We start from the raw sequence: 15,330 nt of genomic DNA on the forward strand, positions 1-15,330 counted from the left end.
GGGGCCGGCGGGGTCGCCGCGGCGGTGCTCGCACCCCCGCGACGGCGGCGACGCCGTCCGCCCGCGCCGGCGTCGGCGGTGCCGTACCCGACGAGCACCGAGCCCGAGGACTCCCCGTCCGCCGCGGTGGCCGGCTCGGCGGCCGGCTCGGCGGGAGCGGCCTGCGCCGGCGCCTCCGGCGCCGTGGACCCGGGGGACGCCGCCGACCCGTCGCCGATCTCCAGGATCGGCGTGCCGACGTCGACGGTGGTGCCCTCCTCGGCGAGCAGCCCGGTCACGGTGCCGGCCCAGGGGCTGGGCAGCTCCACGAGGGACTTGGCGGTCTCGATCTCCACGACCACCTGGTTGACGGCGACGGTGTCACCGACCGCGACCTTCCACTCGACGATCTCGGCCTCGGTCAGTCCCTCGCCGACGTCCGGCAGGGGGAAACGCTGGGTGCTCATCTCGCTCCTGGGCATCAGTGGGACATCGCGCGGTCGACGGCGTCCAGGACGCGGTCGACGCTCGGCAGGTACTCGTGCTCGAGCTTCGCCACCGGGTACGGGGCGTGGAACCCGCCGACGCGCAGCACGGGCGCCTCCAGGTGGTAGAAGCACTCCTCGGCGAGACGGGCGGCCAGCTCGGCCCCGGCCCCGAGGAACGACGGCGCCTCGTGCACGACGACGCAGCGCCCGGTGCGGCGGACCGAGTCGGCGACGGTCGGCACGTCCAGCGGGGACACGGACCGCAGGTCCACGACCTCGGCACTGGTGCCCTCCTCGGCGAGCGCCTCGGCGGCGGACAGCGCGGTGGCGACCGTCGGACCGTAGGCGACCAGGGTGACGTCCGTGCCCGCGCGCGCGACCCGGGCCGTCCCCAGCGGGTCCGGGGTGCCGGCGTCGGCAGCGATCGTGGGGACCGGGGCCTCCAGGTCCACCTCGCCCTTGGACCAGTAGCGTCCCTTGGGCTCGAGGAAGATGACCGGGTCCGGGGAGGCGATGGCCGCCCGCATCATGTCGTAGGCGTCCTGCGGGGTGGCCGGCGAGACGACGCGCAGCCCCGCGGTGTGCGCGAACAGCGCCTCCGGCGACTCCGAGTGGTGCTCGACGGCGCCGATCCCGCCGCCGTACGGGATACGGATGACCACGGGCACCTGGATGCGGCCGCCGGAGCGGTTGTGCAGCTTGGCGAGCTGGGTGGTGATCTGGTCGTAGGCGGGAAAGACGAAGCCGTCGAACTGGATCTCGCAGACGGGCCGGTAGCCGCGCATCGCCAGCCCGATCGCGGTGCCGACGATCCCGGACTCCGCCAGGGGGGTGTCGACGACCCGGTGCTCGCCGAAGTCCTTCTGCAGCCCGTCGGTGACGCGGAAGACGCCGCCGAGCCGGCCGATGTCCTCACCCATGAGCAGCACGGTGTCGTCGGCGTCGAGGGCGGCGCGCAGGCCGGCGGTGATGGCCTTGGCCAGGGGCATGGTCTCGGTGCTCATCGGGCCACCTCCGCCGCGTCGCCGGTCTCGGACTCGTACGTCTCGAACCACTCGCGCTCGGCCGTGACCTGCGCGTGCGGCGTGGCGTAGACGTGGTCGAACATCGACGTGGTCTCCGGCGCCCCGAGCGCCCGCACCCCGGCCCGCAGGCTCTCGCCGAGCGCGTCGGCCTCGGCGGCGAGGTCGGCCGCCCACTGCTCGTCCCAGTGCCCCTCGGCCCGCAGCAGGGCGGCGAGGCGCTCGATCGGGTCGCGCCGGCGCCAGTACTCCTCCTCGGCCCGCTCGCGGTACCGGGTCGGGTCGTCGGAGGTGGTGTGAGCACCCATCCGGTAGGTGTACGCCTCGACGAACGTGGGCCCGTGGCCGGCGTGCGCGCGTTCCAGCGCCTCGGCCATCACCGCGTAGCAGGCGAGCACGTCGTTGCCGTCGACGCGCACGCCGGGGACACCGAAGCCCTCGCCGCGACGGTAGAGCGGGGCGCTCGACTGGCGGGTGGTGGGCTCGGAGATCGCCCACTGGTTGTTCTGGCACCAGAACACCACCGGGGCGTCGTTGACGGCGGCGAACACGAGCGCCTCGCTGACGTCGCCCTGGCTGGTGGCGCCGTCGCCGAAGCAGGCGACGACGGCGGTGTCGCGTGCGGGGTCGCCGGTCCCGACGGCGCCGTCGCGCTGGACGCCCATCGCGTACCCGGTGGCGTGCAGCACGTGGGAGCCGATGACGAGCGTGTACAACGAGACGTTGTGCTCGGCCGGGTCCCACCCGCCGTGGTCCTGGCCGCGGTACAGCCGCAGCCGGTCGACGGGGTCGACGCCGCGCACGTGCAGGATCCCGTGCTCGCGGTAGGACGGAAAGACCATGTCCTGGGGCGCCAGGGCGTGCGCCGGACCGACCTGAGCGGCCTCCTGCCCGGTCGACTGGGCGTACAGGGCGAGCTCGCCGTGACGCTGCAGGGCCGTGGCCTCGTCGTCGAAACGGCGGGTCAGGACCATGTCGCGGTACATCGCGCGCAGGTCGTCGGCACCGAGGTGCGCGACACGCGCCGCGTAGCCGGGACGGTCGCCCGCGTTGTCGGGTTCGTGGACGCGCTCCCCGGTGGGAGTGACGAGCTGGACGAGCGGGGTGACGTCGGCGGACTCGCCGACGGACCCTGCGTTGGCCTGGTGCGGCACGCGGTCTCCTTCGCTGGCGGCCCCGGGGCGGGGCTGGGCTGCTCCGGCTGTGCGCAGGCCCGGGAGGCGATCCGCACGCGCGTCGACCCGGAACCTACGCCTTCGTAGCCTACGACAGCGTAGGTTGACGACCCCGTCGGCCACCCCCCAGCATGCCGTCCAAGGTCTTCCGCACGGCCTTGGAGGTTTCCTCCAAACCCTCGCCGTCGCGGTCCCACCGGCGACGCCGCCGGCACCCGCTGGTCCCCCGCCGGTGCCCCACCCGCGGATCCTCTACGGTGGAGGACAGGTGAACGAGGGCCGGTCCGGCCTCGGACGCGTGGACCGGTCGACGACCGCAGGGGGTGTCGACAGTCGCCGGGCCGCACGCGCCCGAGGAACATCCGTCCACCGCACGACCGATCCAGGGACGCATCGTGACCTCCACCCCCTCGACCTCCGACCGCACCCCCGACACGCCGGACCGGAGCGCCGGGAAGCTGCGCTCCGCCGTCCTCAAACCGGTCTTCATCCCGGCGTCGATCGTCATCCTCGGTCTGATCATCGCGACGATCGTGTTCGCGCGCGTCGCCGGCGACACCCTCGACGACGCGACCTCCCAGCTCAACACGTGGATCACGGACGGTGTCGGCTGGTGGTACGTCATCGCCGTCAACATCTTCCTGGTCTTCGCGCTGTACTGCGCCTTCACGCGCATCGGCCACATCCGGCTCGGACGCGACGGCGAGGGGCCGGAGTTCGGGACCGTCTCGTGGTTCCTCATGCTCTTCAGCGCCGGCATGGGCATCGGGCTGGTGTTCTTCGGCGTCGCCGAGCCGCTGAGCCACTACGTCACCCCGCCGGAGGCCTTCGGCAACGCCCCGCAGTCGGACGACGCCGCCCGGGAGTCGGTCGGCCTGATGATGCTGCAGTGGGGCTTCCACCCATGGGCGATCTACGCCGTCGTCGGCCTGGGGCTGGCCTACATGTCGTTCCGTCGCGGTCGCCCGCTCGCGGTGCGCTGGCTGCTCGAACCCCTGCTCGGCCGTCGGCGGGTCGAGGGCTGGATGGGCCACACCGTCGACACCGTGGCCATCGTGGGCACGCTGTTCGGCGTCGCGACCTCCTTCGGCTTCGGCATCAGCCAGATCCTCGGCGGCCTGGAGTTCCTCGGCTGGGCGCAGACGACCGACCCGCTCATCATCGGCCTCATCACCGGCATCACCGCCGTGGCGGTCTGGTCCGTGGTGACCGGCGTCCACAAGGGCCTGAAGTGGCTGTCGAACTTCAACATGTCGACCGCCGCCGTGCTGGCGCTGGTCGTCTTCCTGCTCGGCCCGACGATCTTCCTGCTCAAGGCGATCCCCGAGAACGCCGGGGCGTACCTGTCGCTGCTGCCGGAGACGATGTTCCACGCCGGACCCTTCGCCAGCGACGGCTGGGAGGCCGCCTGGACCATCGCCTACTGGGGCTGGTGGACGAGCTGGGCGCCCTTCGTGGGCATGTTCATCGCCCGCATCTCCCGGGGGCGCACGATCCGCGAGTTCGTCGTCGGCGTCCTGCTGGCCCCCACGGCCGCCAGCCTGCTGTGGTTCACGATCTTCGGGGACTCCGGCATCCTGCAGCAGCGCGAGCAGGGGAACATGCTGGTCGAGGACCCGGAGACGGGCGAGATGGTGGTCGACAGCACCACCGCGCTGTTCCAGTTCTTCGAGACGTTCCCCGGCGTCCTGCCGGTGCTGCTCAGCGTGGTCGCGATGGTCGTCGTCGTGCTGTTCTTCGTGACCTCCTCGGACTCCGGGTCGCTGGTGATCGACATGCTCGCCAGCGGCGGCAGCACCCACACGTCCACCACCACCCGTGTGTACTGGGCGGTCCTCGAGGGGCTGGCGGCCGCGGTCCTGCTCGTGGTCGGCGGCAACGTCGCGCTCACGGCGCTGCAGACGTTGTCGATCTCGACCGCCGCACCGTTCTCGATCATCCTCGTGCTGGCGTGCGTCTCGCTGGTCAAGGCGTTCCGGCACGAGGTGGCCACGATGCCCCGCTACATCCAGGTCCTGCCCCCGACCGACGAGGCCGAACCCGACCTGGCGCCGGCGGAGCACCGGCACCGACGGGGACCGGCCCTGTCGACGACGTTGTACGGGTTCGCCCCGACGGCGTCGGACGGGCACCGTGCGGGGGCCGACGGCGACGGCGCGAGGGTCGACGGCGAGCCGGAGTCGCCGATCATCTCCTACCGGGCGCTGCACCCGAGCGACGTCGTCATCGACCCGGAGACGGGCGATCCCGTGGAGGTCGAGCCGGTCGAGGACCCGTTGGCCGGCGAGGTCTTCGACACCCCGGAGTTCGAGCACTCCCAGGAGTTCCTCGACCAGGGCGGTCAGCTCGACGACGACGGCAACCCCCGTCCGGAGACCCTCGACGGGCTGGAACCCGACGGCCGGCCGCAGGACGCGGAGGAGGAACCGCGGCCGACCGGCTAGGTGTACCCGGCCGCTAGACCGGTGCCCCGCCGTGCCGGCGGACAAGGGGCTCGGTGCGGGCACACCCGCTGTGGTCGCCATCGGCACCACGCCCGCCCACACGCCGTGGTCCTCCCCGTCGTCCACCGCCTCGCCGACGCCACCGGCGCGCACCTTCACGCTCACGCTGTCCAGCGGCACCTGCAGCACCTGGGTGGCGGCGACCTCCTTGGCGGTCATCTCCCGCACCTCCGCCCGGCGGCCGGGCATCAGGTGGTCACCGACGCACCACAGGGCCGCCGCCCGCCGGTCGTCCGGCACGACGGTCGCGCGCCCCACGATCATCGCCGAGCGGTAGTTCGCCGAGCTGTCGTGCAGGGACCGGGCGTAGACGAGGCCGTCGAGGTGCGTGACCGCCACGGAGACGGGCACCCCCTCGGGCCCCGCGTCGAGGAAGAGCCCGCCGCCGGTGGACCCGTGCAGCAGCAGCCGGCGCCCGAGCCCGTCCTCGAGGTCGCCGACGCCGTACAGGTACGGCAGCACCACGGGGTACCCGTCCCGGACCATGGCCACGTGGGCGAGGCTGCCCTCGGCGAGGAGGCGGTCGAGCACCTCCGGGTCGGCGCTCTGGCGCGCCGGCTTGCGGCGGACCCGCAGGGACGGAAGGGGGACGGCGGGAGAGGTCTCGGTGCTCACGGTCCCGACCGTAGGCAGCATGCTGGACCAGGACATGGTCCAGATCCGTCCGTTCTCACCGGTCCAGTGCGAGACTGACGGGCGTGACCACCAAGACCGCCCGTGTCGCCGACCTCGTGCGTGACATGGTCCACGACGGCCGGCTCGGTGCGGGCGACCCCCTGCCCTCCACGCGGACGCTGGCCGCCGAGCTCGGCGTGGCCCGCGGCACCGTGACGGCCGCGTACGAGCAGCTCGACGGCGAGGGGTACCTCGTGCTGCGCCACGGTGCGGTGCCGCGCGTCGCCGCCACCCTCGCCGGGGCGCCCCGGGCCACGGACCGGCCCGTCCGGGCGGAGCGGTCGTCCCCCGCGCGAGCGGCCGACGTCGTCGACCTGCAGCCCGGCGTCCCGAACGTGGCCATGATCTCGGACCGGGACCGCCGGGCCGCCTGGCGGCACGCCCTGGCCGTCCCGGTCGCACCGCGCTACCCCGACCCGACGGGCGAACCCGCGCTGCGCGGCCAGGTCGCGACCCAGCTCGCCCTGAGCCGCGGGTTCGCGCCCGACCCGCGGCGCGTGGTGGTCACCGCGGGCACGGCCGAGGCGATCTCGCTGGTCGTCGAGGCGCTGGCCGGCCCGGGCCGCGGGCCCCGGGTGGCCGTGGAGAACCCCGGCTACCGGGCCGGCCGACGCGCCGTCGTCTCGGCCGGTGGCGCCCTCGTCCCCGTGCCGGTGACCGACCACGGCCTGGACCTGGACGCCCTGCGCACCGCACAGGCGCACGCCCCGCTCGACGCCGTCATGGTCACGCCGAGCCATCAGTACCCCCTCGGCGGCGCCCTGCCCGTCGCCCGGCGGCTGGGGCTGCTGCGCTGGGCCGCCTCCGAGGGGGTGCTGGTGATCGAGGACGACTACGACTCCGAGTTCCGGCACCGCGGCTCGCCGCTGCCGGCCCTGGCCACCCTGGACGAGCACGGGGTGGTGGTGCACGTGGGCTCGTTCTCCAAGATCCTCGACCCGTCGCTGCGGTGCGGGTACCTCGTGCTGCCGTCCGGCACCGGCGGGGCGCCCGACGGCGGCACGGCGGCGGCCGAGGCGATCCTCGCGGCCCGCACGGGTCGCGGTGCGACGGTGGCCTCCGTGGTCCAGCACGCGCTGGCGCACCTGATGTCGACCGGTGCGCTGCGCCGGCACGTGGCCCGGTGCCGCCGGGACTACCGGGACCGGCGACGCCTCGTGGCCGAGGCGTTCGCCGGCCTGCCCGGTGTCCGGGTCCGCGCCCTGGACGGCGGCCTGCACGCGGTGCTCGAGCTCTCCACGACACCGGCGCACGCCGTCGTGGAGCGCCTGGGCGGGCGCGGCGTGCAGGTCGCCGACCTGCAGGACTACGTCGTCGAGGGGTCCGGGCTGCGGCTGGACGGGCTCGTGCTCGGCTACGCCCCGCCACCGGTGACCGCGCTGCGGGACGCGTTGCGCACGATCCGCGCCGAGATCACCGTGACGGGCTGACCGCCCGTGGGTCCGGACCGCCCGGCGCCGCGAGCAGGCCGGGGCGCGCACCGAGCAGCTCCTCGACGCGCCGCCGGACGCCGGCCGCATCCAGACCGTGCGCGGCGGCGTGGTCGGCGGCCGACCCGTAGCGGCGCAGCTCGGCGTCCCGCGGGACCCCGACGTGGACCACCCGGCTCGGGCGGTCCGCGAGCGCCGCGGCCACCGCGGCAGCGCTCGTGCCCTCCAGGGACGGCTCGACGACGGCGAGCACCGGCGTCGGCCCGGCCAGGGAGCGCAGCCCGGCGGCGTCCAGCGGGTGCGGGGTGGCGGTGTACGCCACCCGGACCCGCAGGTCGGCGGTGGCCTCGAGCACCGTGTCGAGCATCGGTCCGACGGCGAGCACGAGCGGGTCCTCCGGCGGGCCGGGACGGATCGTGACGAGGCGACCGTCGGGAGCGGCCCACGGCCGGCGGTTCTGACCGGTGGACAGCCGCAGGTACACGCGACGGTCGGTCGCAGCCTCGGCGTGGAGCATCGCCGCGACCTCGTCGGGGTGACCGGGGACGTGCACGGTCCACCCGGGCAGCGCGGAGACGAGCGCGACGTCGGCCGGCGCCTGGTGGGTGCGGCCCTCGGTGCTGGCGTCGAAGGACGCCCCGATGCTGACCAGGATCGCCCCGACGTCCTGGTGGCCGAGGTCGAGCTTGAGCTGCTCGTACGCCCGCTCGACGAGGAACGGCGCGTAGGTGTGCACGATCGGCCGGCGACCGGTCAGTGCCAGCCCGCCGGCGACCCCGATCATGGCCTGCTCGCGGATGCCGACGTCGATCACCCGACCGGGGTGCCGGGCCGCGACCGGCGCGAGGTTCCCGGCACCGATCACGGCGAGGACGACGTCGACGTCCGGGTGGGCCGCCAGGACGGGGTCCAGCTCGGCGTAGAAGCGGGCGCGCATGCCGGGCCCGCGCGGGGCGCCGGCGCTCATGCCACCACCTCCGACCCACGGGTGGTGTCGACGACGACGGCGGTGGGCCGGTCGGCGTCCCGCCGGTTCAGCGCGGCCGCCAGCCGGTCGTCCGAGCGGTTGTCCACGTCCGTCGTCGTCCACCCCTCCACGGCGAACCGCGCCGCGATGCCGCCGGGCCAGCCGTACCCGTCACTGTGGTTGTCCACGACCACGCAGGTGAGGTTCGCCAGCCCGAACCGGCCCGCGACCTGGATGGCCTCGGCGTTGCTGCCCTCGTCGAGCTCGGCGTCCCCGACGAGGACGACGACCCGGGCGGGTGAGCGACCCCGCAGCCCGATGGCCATCCCCACGGCGAGGGGCAGGCCGTGCCCGAGCGAGCCGCTGCCGATCTCGATGCCGGGCACGAGGGTCCGGTCCGGGTGGTGGCCGAGCCGTGAGCTCCACGAGGCGACGTCGTCGAGCCACGCCGCGGGGAAGAAACCGCGCGCGGCGAGCACGGCGTACGTGGAGGCCGGACCGTGTCCCTTGGACAGCACGAACCGGTCCCGGTCGGGGTCGTCGGGGCGGTCCGGGTCCACGTGCAGCACGCGGTCGTACAGGACCCGCACGACGTCGAGGGTGGAGTGGGCGCTGGGGTCGTGCTTCTCGTCGCCGGTCACGCGGGCCACGAGGTCACGGACCCGGTCCGGGGCGAGGGCTGTTGTCGTCATGGCACGATGGTGAAAGATGAAGTTCACTTGAGGTCAAGGGAGACGGCGTGGTCGAGCGGTACCTGACGATCGGTGACGTCGCCCGGCGCAGCGGCGTCGCCCCGTCGGCCCTGCGGTTCTACGAGCAGCGCGGACTCATCGCCGCGGAGCGCAGCGGCGGCAACCAGCGGCGCTACGAGCGCACGGTCCTGCGTCGCGTGGCGTTCGTCCGCACCGCGTCCCGCCTGGGCCTGACCCTCGAGCAGATCGGCGACGCCCTGGCGACGCTGCCGGACGGCCGCACGCCCACGGCCGCGGACTGGCGCCGGCTGTCCCGGTCCTGGCGGGGGCTGCTCGACGAGCGCATCGCCACGCTGGAGCGGCTGCGCGACGACCTCGACTCGTGCATCGGGTGCGGCTGCCTGTCGCTGGACCGGTGCGCGCTGCAGAACCCCGACGACCGCGCCGCGGCGCTCGGCCCCGGGCCGCGCTACCTGGAGGGCGACGACCCGTCGGACGTGGGCGCGGGGCGGTGACTCAGTCGGGCGTCTGCTGGTGGAGCAGCATCCGCCATCCGGCGTCCACGGCCACGTAGGTGCTGACCAGCGTCGCCGCGTAGCTGTCCCCACCCCGGCGTCCGGTGAACCGGTAGACCACCGTCGCCGTGTCGTCGCTGCGCACGAGCCGCGCCTCGCCGAGGTCCACGTCGTCCCAGCCCGGCGAGTGGTCCATCGCCGCGACGCAGGCCGCCTTGTCGAGCACGGCGCCCGGGACGACGACGACCGCGTCCGGGTGCAGCACCTCGGCGTAGTCGGCACCGGTGCCCCGCGCGAGTCGTCGCTCGATCGCCATCAGCTCGTCCGTGGTCGCGTCCATCCCTCGACCGTAGGCGGGACGGGCCGATGTCACAGCCGCGGGCGCCGTCTCGTCCCGTGGTCATGGAACCTCTGCAGCACACCCCGAGCACCCACGTCCTGATCGTCGGCGCCGGCTTCGCCGGTGCCATGACGGCGGTCCGGCTGGCCGGACGGTCCGGCGGCCGGGTGCACGTGACCGTCGTCAACCCTCGTCCGCAGTTCGTCAACCGGCTGCGCCTCCACCAGCAGGCCGTGGGTCGCGCCGTGCCCGCGCCGCACCTGCGCGACCTCCTCGGACCCGACGTCACGATCCTGGAGGGCACCGTCACGGGACTCGACCCGGACGCCGGACGCGCCACCGTCTCCGGACCCGACGGCACGCACACCCTCGGGTTCGACCACGTGGTGCTGGCGACCGGCAGCGTCACGCAACCGGTCCCCGTCCCGGGCGGTGAGCACACCCACGCGGTCGCGTCGCTGGAGGCCTCCGACCGCCTCGGAGCAGCGCTCGGCGACCTGCCCGCGGGCGCCGACGTCGCCGTCGTCGGCGGCGGGTTCACCGGGCTCGAGACGGTCGGTGAGCTCGCCGAGGCGCGCCCTGACCTGGCGGTCCGCCTGGTCACCTCCGGCGAGGTGGGCGGCTGGTTCACCGACCGCGCAGCGGCGTTCGTCCGCACCCGTCTGGACCGGCTCGGCGTCGAGGCGGTCGGCGGGGCCCGGGTGCGCGCCGTCGAGCACGACCGCCTCCACCTCGACGACGGCGGCGAGGTGTCGTCGGACCTCACCGTGTGGTGCGGAGGGTTCGCCGCGCCACCGCTCGCCCGCGAGGCGGGTCTCGCCGTCGACGACGCCGGGGCGGTTCGCACCGACGCCGGGCTCCGCTCGGTGTCGCACCCGCAGGTGCTCGCCGTCGGCGACGCCGGGCACACCGAGGCCCCGGCCGGCGGGCGGTACAGCATGTCCTGCCAGTTCGCGCTGCCCTCCGGGGCGCACGCCGCCGACGTGCTGCGCGCCGAGGCGCTCGGCACGGGCAGCGCGGGGCCCTTCGACCTCGGCTTCGTGGGACGAACCGTCAGCCTGGGATCGCAGGCCGCAGTGCTGCAGCCGACCACGCGGGACGACGTCGCGACCGGCCGCGCGCTGACCGGTCCGGTGGCCCGTGCGGCCAAGCGGTTCCAGGTGCGCGGCGTCGTGTCGGCGATCGGCCTGTCCCGCCGTGTCCCCGGGGCGATCCGCTGGGGCGGCTCCGGGCACCGGGCCGACACCACGCCGGCACGGATGGCAGGCTGAGACGGTGACCCGCACCGAGGAGTTCACCGCGCTGCGACCGCTGCTTTTCGCGATCGCCTACCGGATCCTCGGCAGCGTGGGCGAGGCCGAGGACGCCGTCCAGGAGACGTGGGTGCGGTACGAGGCCACGGCCACGGAACCCGCCTCGGTGAAGTCGTTCCTGTCCGCGGTGGTCACCCGCATCTCGATCGACGTGCTGCGCTCGGCCCGGGTGCGTCGCGAGGAGTACACCGGCACCTGGTTCCCGGAGCCGCTGCTGGACGACCCCTACGAGGACCCGGAGCGGGCGGCGGAGCTCGCCGACTCCGTGTCGATGGCGGCGCTGGTGCTGCTCGAACGACTCAGCCCGCTCGAACGCGCCGTGTTCGTGCTGCGGGACGTCTTCGGGTTCGACTTCACCGAGATCGCCGCCACGGTGGACCGGTCGGAGGCGGCGTGCCGCCAGCTCGCCGTGCGGGCACGCCGGCACATGGCCGACGGCCGCCCCCGTTTCGACGCCGACCGCCGCGAGCGGGACGAGCTCGCGGCGCGGTTCGTCGAGGCGATGCGAGCCGGTGACGTCGAGAGCCTGACCGAGCTGCTGGCCTCCGACGTGACGGTCGTCGGCGACGGCGGCGGCAAGGCCCCGGCCTTCCGCCGGCCGCTCACCGGCGTGACCCGGGTGGTCCGGGCGCTCGTGGCGATGGCCGAGATGCTGCCCACCGGCGAGCTGCGCATCGAGGCGCACGAGGTGAACCGCCAGCCCGGCGTCGTCATCCGCACCGCCGAGGGGAAGGTCCTCGCCGTGATGGCCCTCGACGTGCTGGACGGCCGGATCCAGACCGTCCGTGGGGTGATCAACCCCGACAAGCTCGCCCACCTCGGTCCTGTGGCCGACGCCTGGGCGGTGCACTCGGCCGGTGTCGAGGCCCGACGGCACCGCGGATGACGGTATCGGTGGCGCTCCGCCGCGGCGTGCGCGACGGTAGGGGGACCTTCCCCGACATCACGGAGGTCCGTCATGAAGGTCGTCGTCATCGGAGCGCTCGGCAAGGTCGCGCAGCTGCTGGTCCCGCTGCTGGCCGACGGCGGCGCCGGGCCCGCGGCCGACGTCGTGGGCGTGGTCCGCAAGGAGGAGCAGGTCGACCGCGTGGCCGACCTCGGCGGTGACCCGCTGCTCCTCGACGTCGAGAACGCCGGCACCGAGGAGATGGCGCGAGCCTTCGCCGGCGCCGACGCCGTGGTGTGGGCGGCGGGAGCCGGCGGCGGCGACCCCGACCGCACCTACGCCGTCGACCGGGACGCCGCCATCCGCTCGATGGACGCCGCCGCGCAGGCCGGGGTGCGCCGCTACCTCATCGTGTCCTGGATCGGGTCCGTCCCCGACCACGGCGTGCCGGAGGACAACAGCTTCTTCCCCTACGCCGACGCCAAGCTGGCCGCCGACGACCACCTGCGCACCACGGACCTGGACTGGACGATCCTCGGCCCGGGGTCGCTGACCGACGGTCCCCCGACCGGGAAGATCCGGGTGCTCGCCGACGGTGAGACGGTCGAGCGCGGGGCACCGTCCGAGGTGCCGCGCGCCGACGTCGCCCAGGTGGCGGCCGCTGCGCTGCGCATCGACGAGACGATCGGCAAGTTCGTGCGGTTCACGACCGGTGACGAGACGATCCCGGCCGCGCTGCGCCACCTGCGGTAGGCGTCGGCGCGGCGCCGGTGTCCCCGCGGTCGGCTACCCGGACGTCCGATCCGCGACGACCTCGACCTTGAACCCGGCGGCGTTCTCCAACCAGCCCGCGTAGTGGTCCGGCCCGCCCGCGTGGGGGTAGCGCTCGCCGTAGAGCGGCGTCCACCCGTGGGCCGGGCCGGCGGCCATCAGGGCGTCGACCTGGTCCGACGTGCCGCCGTCGAACGCGAGGTGGTTCATCCCGGCACGACGACGGTCGTGGTCCGCGGCGGAGAGGTTCGGCGAGGTCGTCAGCGTCAGGTACGCACCGGCGCACGACCAGGTGCGCCCCTCCGGCCACTGCTGGGTCGGCTCGAAACCGAGCCGTTCCAGCAACCAGCCCCACCCGGCCGCGGCGGCCTCGATGTCCGGCACCCAGAGCTCGACGTGATGAAGTCCTGGCACCCGCCCATCCCACCACGCGGCACCGCCCGGGCGAGGCGCCACGTCGGCGAGAGCCGCAGCGCTCGGACGGCAGGCGGCGGGCGGCGGGCGGCGGGCGGCGGGCGGCGGGCGGCGGGCCGCGACGTCAGACATGTGCTCGCGGCAGGAGCCCCGGGGGCCCGGCGAACGCTGCTCACGGACAGCGTGAGACTCACGCCGTGCGGGATTGGCGAACGCCGGGGTGTCGCGGATCCTGCAGGACGGACACCCCCGCGATCCTTCTCCGGACGGACGCCGCGATCGACGCCCCGACGGTGTCCCGCGAGCAACGCCGTGAGCGGCGACGTCGTCCTTCACCGCGCGCTCGGGGACCTGCTGGGGCAGCATCGCAGGAGCCCGCACGTCTCTCGCTGGAGGTCCCGCATGGCCCGCACCGTCGCCGAACACCTCGTCGACCAGCTCGTCGCCGCCGGCGTCGAACGCGTCTACGGCATCGTGGGGGACTCCCTGAACCCCGTCGTGGACGCCGTCCGCCGCACCGACGGCATCGACTGGGTGCACGTGCGCCACGAGGAGGCGGCCGCCTTCGCGGCGGCGGCCGAGGCCGAGGTCACCGGCAAGCTCACGGCCTGCGCGGGCTCCTGCGGGCCGGGCAACCTGCACCTCATCAACGGGCTCTACGACGCCAACCGCTCCGGGGTGCCGGTGCTGGCCATCGCCTCGCACATCCCCAGCGCGCAGATCGGCACGAAGTTCTTCCAGGAGACGCACCCGGACCGTCTGTTCAACGAGGCGTCGGTGTTCTCCGAGATGATCTCCACCGCGGCCCAGCTCCCGCGCGTCACCCGCTCGGCGATCCAGCACGCGCTGGCCGCGCCGGGCGTCGCGGTGCTGACGCTGCCCGGCGACGTCGCCGACGAGGAGGTGCCCGACGACGACGCCCCGATCCTCATCCCGGGCGCCTGCCCGGCGCGCGTCGTCCCCCACGACGACGACGTCGCCGCCCTGGCCGACGCGATCGACGCCGCCCGCAAGGTCACGCTGTTCGTCGGGGCGGGTGCTCGCGACGCCCGCGACGAGGTCCTCGAGCTGGCCGACCTGGCCGCGGCCCCGGTCGGGCACTCGCTGCGCGGCAAGGAGATCATCCAGTACGACAACCCCCACGACGTCGGGATGTCGGGGCTGCTCGGCTACGGCTCCTGCCACGAGGCGGTGCACGAGGCCGACCTGCTGATCCTCGTCGGCACGGACTTCCCCTACGACTCGTTCCTGCCCGCCGACGTCCCCACGGCCCAGATCGACATCGACGCCTCCCACCTCGGCCGGCGCACCCGCCTGGACCTGCCCGTGCACGGCGACGTCGGCGAGACGTTGCGACTGCTGAACCCCCGCATCCAGCGCAAGTCGGACCGCAGGTTCCTGAAGTCGATGGTCGACCGGCACGCCAAGGTGATGACCAAGGTGGTCGGCGCGTACACGCGCAACGTGGAGAAGCACACCCCGATCCACCCCGAGTACGCCGCCGTCCAGCTCGACGAGGCCGCCGCCGACGACGCCGTCTTCACCGTGGACACCGGCATGAACAACGTCTGGGCCGCCCGGTACATCACGCCGAACGGCCGGCGCCGCGTCATCGGCTCGTTCATCCACGGCTCGATGGCGAACGCCCTGCCGCACGCCATCGGCGTCTCGATGGCCCAGCCCGACCGGCAGGTCGTGGCGCTGGCCGGTGACGGCGGCCTGTCGATGCTGCTCGGCGAGCTCATCACCGTGCGGGCCAACGACCTGCCGGTGACGATCGTCGTCTTCAACAACTCCACCCTGGGCATGGTGAAGCTGGAGATGCTCGTCGAGGGGCTGCCCTCGCACGGCACGGACTCGCCGGAGGTCGACTACAGCGCCATCGGCACCGCCGTCGGCATCCCCTCCCAGCGGGTGACCAAGCCGAAGGACCTGGCCAAGGCCTTCTCGACGGCGCTGGCCACGGACGGCCCCGCCCTCGTGGAGGTCATGACGGACCCGCGGGCGCTGTCCATCCCGCCGTCGATCACCTCCGGTCAGATCCGCGGGTTCACCACGGCCATGACGAAGGAGATCTTCGGCGGCGGCATGGGCGAGGTCATGTCGATGGCGCGCTCGAACCTGCGCAACCTGCCGCGGTGACGCGGGTGCCGGCCGGC

Annotated in this window: 14 protein-coding genes and 1 pseudogene; 7 read left to right on the forward strand and 8 right to left on the reverse strand. The window is 74.2% G+C overall.

Annotation, left to right across the window (positions count from 1 at the left end; genetic code table 11):
- The 3 genes from HLI28_RS08815 to pdhA all read right to left on the reverse strand — a co-directional run.
- A partial coding sequence (locus tag HLI28_RS08815) for a biotin/lipoyl-containing protein (RefSeq protein ID WP_343035744.1) occupies positions 1-446 on the reverse strand: 446 nt, incomplete at its 3' end.
- A gap of 14 nt (positions 447-460) precedes the next feature.
- Positions 461-1,471 carry an alpha-ketoacid dehydrogenase subunit beta gene (locus tag HLI28_RS08820; RefSeq protein ID WP_171247154.1) on the reverse strand — a complete coding sequence of 337 codons (1,011 nt, stop codon included), beginning with the start codon at positions 1,469-1,471 and terminating at the stop codon, positions 461-463.
- Positions 1,468-2,643: a pyruvate dehydrogenase (acetyl-transferring) E1 component subunit alpha gene (gene pdhA, locus HLI28_RS08825; protein ID WP_304602785.1), complete on the reverse strand. Its 1,176-nt coding sequence runs from the start codon at positions 2,641-2,643 to the stop codon at positions 1,468-1,470. Before pdhA ends, HLI28_RS08820 begins: the two co-directional genes overlap by 4 nt.
- 416 nt (positions 2,644-3,059) lie before the next feature.
- Between pdhA and HLI28_RS08830 the strand changes: the two genes are divergently transcribed.
- On the forward strand, positions 3,060-5,108 hold the full coding sequence (locus tag HLI28_RS08830; RefSeq protein ID WP_343035745.1) for a BCCT family transporter: 2,049 nt from the start codon (positions 3,060-3,062) through the stop codon (positions 5,106-5,108).
- Between the two features lie 213 nt (positions 5,109-5,321).
- Here the strand turns inward: HLI28_RS08830 and HLI28_RS15545 are convergent.
- Positions 5,322-5,819 (reverse strand): annotated as a pseudogene (locus HLI28_RS15545) (pyridoxamine 5'-phosphate oxidase family protein); the annotation flags it as partial.
- A 47-nt stretch (positions 5,820-5,866) separates the two neighbouring features.
- Between HLI28_RS15545 and pdxR the strand changes: the two are divergent.
- Positions 5,867-7,273 carry a MocR-like pyridoxine biosynthesis transcription factor PdxR gene (gene pdxR, locus HLI28_RS08840; protein WP_171247155.1) on the forward strand — a complete coding sequence of 469 codons (1,407 nt, stop codon included), beginning with the start codon at positions 5,867-5,869 and terminating at the stop codon, positions 7,271-7,273.
- Here pdxR and HLI28_RS08845 read toward each other — a convergent pair.
- Positions 7,257-8,240: a transketolase family protein gene (locus HLI28_RS08845; RefSeq protein ID WP_246246588.1), complete on the reverse strand. Its 984-nt coding sequence runs from the start codon at positions 8,238-8,240 to the stop codon at positions 7,257-7,259. The two genes, pdxR and HLI28_RS08845, sit on opposite strands and share 17 nt — an antisense overlap.
- Complete coding sequence (locus HLI28_RS08850) at positions 8,237-8,932, reverse strand: thiamine pyrophosphate-dependent enzyme (RefSeq protein WP_171247156.1); 696 nt, start codon at positions 8,930-8,932, stop codon at positions 8,237-8,239. The genes HLI28_RS08845 and HLI28_RS08850 overlap by 4 nt, the downstream gene beginning before the upstream one ends.
- A 47-nt stretch (positions 8,933-8,979) precedes the next feature.
- On the opposite strand from HLI28_RS08850, the gene soxR reads away from it, so the two are divergent.
- The gene (gene soxR / locus HLI28_RS08855) at positions 8,980-9,447 is read left to right on the forward strand and encodes a redox-sensitive transcriptional activator SoxR (protein WP_171247157.1); all 468 of its coding nucleotides are present in this window, start codon (positions 8,980-8,982) and stop codon (positions 9,445-9,447) included.
- Position 9,448: 1 nt separating this feature from the next.
- Here soxR and HLI28_RS08860 read toward each other — a convergent pair whose 3' ends face one another.
- Positions 9,449-9,787: a nuclear transport factor 2 family protein gene (locus HLI28_RS08860; RefSeq protein WP_171247158.1), complete on the reverse strand. Its 339-nt coding sequence runs from the start codon at positions 9,785-9,787 to the stop codon at positions 9,449-9,451.
- Between the two features lie 62 nt (positions 9,788-9,849).
- Here HLI28_RS08860 and HLI28_RS08865 point away from each other — a divergent pair, with 62 nt between their 5' ends.
- From HLI28_RS08865 to HLI28_RS08875, 3 genes are all read left to right on the forward strand, one after another.
- Complete coding sequence (locus HLI28_RS08865) at positions 9,850-11,058, forward strand: NAD(P)/FAD-dependent oxidoreductase (RefSeq protein WP_171247159.1); 1,209 nt, start codon at positions 9,850-9,852, stop codon at positions 11,056-11,058.
- Between the two features lie 4 nt (positions 11,059-11,062).
- The gene (locus tag HLI28_RS08870) at positions 11,063-11,986 is read left to right on the forward strand and encodes an RNA polymerase sigma-70 factor (protein ID WP_171247160.1); all 924 of its coding nucleotides are present in this window, start codon (positions 11,063-11,065) and stop codon (positions 11,984-11,986) included.
- 72 nt (positions 11,987-12,058) lie between these two features.
- Complete coding sequence (locus tag HLI28_RS08875) at positions 12,059-12,739, forward strand: SDR family oxidoreductase (RefSeq protein ID WP_171247161.1); 681 nt, start codon at positions 12,059-12,061, stop codon at positions 12,737-12,739.
- Between the two features lie 33 nt (positions 12,740-12,772).
- Here HLI28_RS08875 and HLI28_RS08880 read toward each other — a convergent pair whose 3' ends face one another.
- Positions 12,773-13,171 carry a VOC family protein gene (locus HLI28_RS08880; RefSeq protein WP_171247162.1) on the reverse strand — a complete coding sequence of 133 codons (399 nt, stop codon included), beginning with the start codon at positions 13,169-13,171 and terminating at the stop codon, positions 12,773-12,775.
- 402 nt (positions 13,172-13,573) lie between these two features.
- On the opposite strand from HLI28_RS08880, the gene HLI28_RS08885 reads away from it, so the two are divergent.
- Positions 13,574-15,313, forward strand: a complete 1,740-nt coding sequence (locus tag HLI28_RS08885) for a pyruvate dehydrogenase (protein ID WP_171247163.1) — start codon at positions 13,574-13,576, stop codon at positions 15,311-15,313.
- Positions 15,314-15,330 lie beyond the last annotated feature (17 nt).

Source organism: Isoptericola sediminis (genome assembly GCF_013085345.1).
GTDB classification, from domain to species: domain Bacteria; phylum Actinomycetota; class Actinomycetes; order Actinomycetales; family Cellulomonadaceae; genus Isoptericola; species Isoptericola sediminis.

What these genes read in the sequence shown, in the direction of transcription:
- HLI28_RS08820 (WP_171247154.1), bottom strand. Translation starts at nt 1,471, where the DNA reads ATGAGCACCGAGACCATGCCCCTGGCCAAGGCCATCACCGCCGGCCTG.
- HLI28_RS08845 (WP_246246588.1), bottom strand. Translation starts at nt 8,240, where the DNA reads ATGAGCGCCGGCGCCCCGCGCGGGCCCGGCATGCGCGCCCGCTTCTAC.
- HLI28_RS08850 (WP_171247156.1), bottom strand. Translation starts at nt 8,932, where the DNA reads ATGACGACAACAGCCCTCGCCCCGGACCGGGTCCGTGACCTCGTGGCC.
- HLI28_RS08860 (WP_171247158.1), bottom strand. Translation starts at nt 9,787, where the DNA reads ATGGACGCGACCACGGACGAGCTGATGGCGATCGAGCGACGACTCGCG.
- HLI28_RS08865 (WP_171247159.1), top strand. Translation starts at nt 9,850, where the DNA reads ATGGAACCTCTGCAGCACACCCCGAGCACCCACGTCCTGATCGTCGGC.
- HLI28_RS08875 (WP_171247161.1), top strand. Translation starts at nt 12,059, where the DNA reads ATGAAGGTCGTCGTCATCGGAGCGCTCGGCAAGGTCGCGCAGCTGCTG.
- HLI28_RS08885 (WP_171247163.1), top strand. Translation starts at nt 13,574, where the DNA reads ATGGCCCGCACCGTCGCCGAACACCTCGTCGACCAGCTCGTCGCCGCC.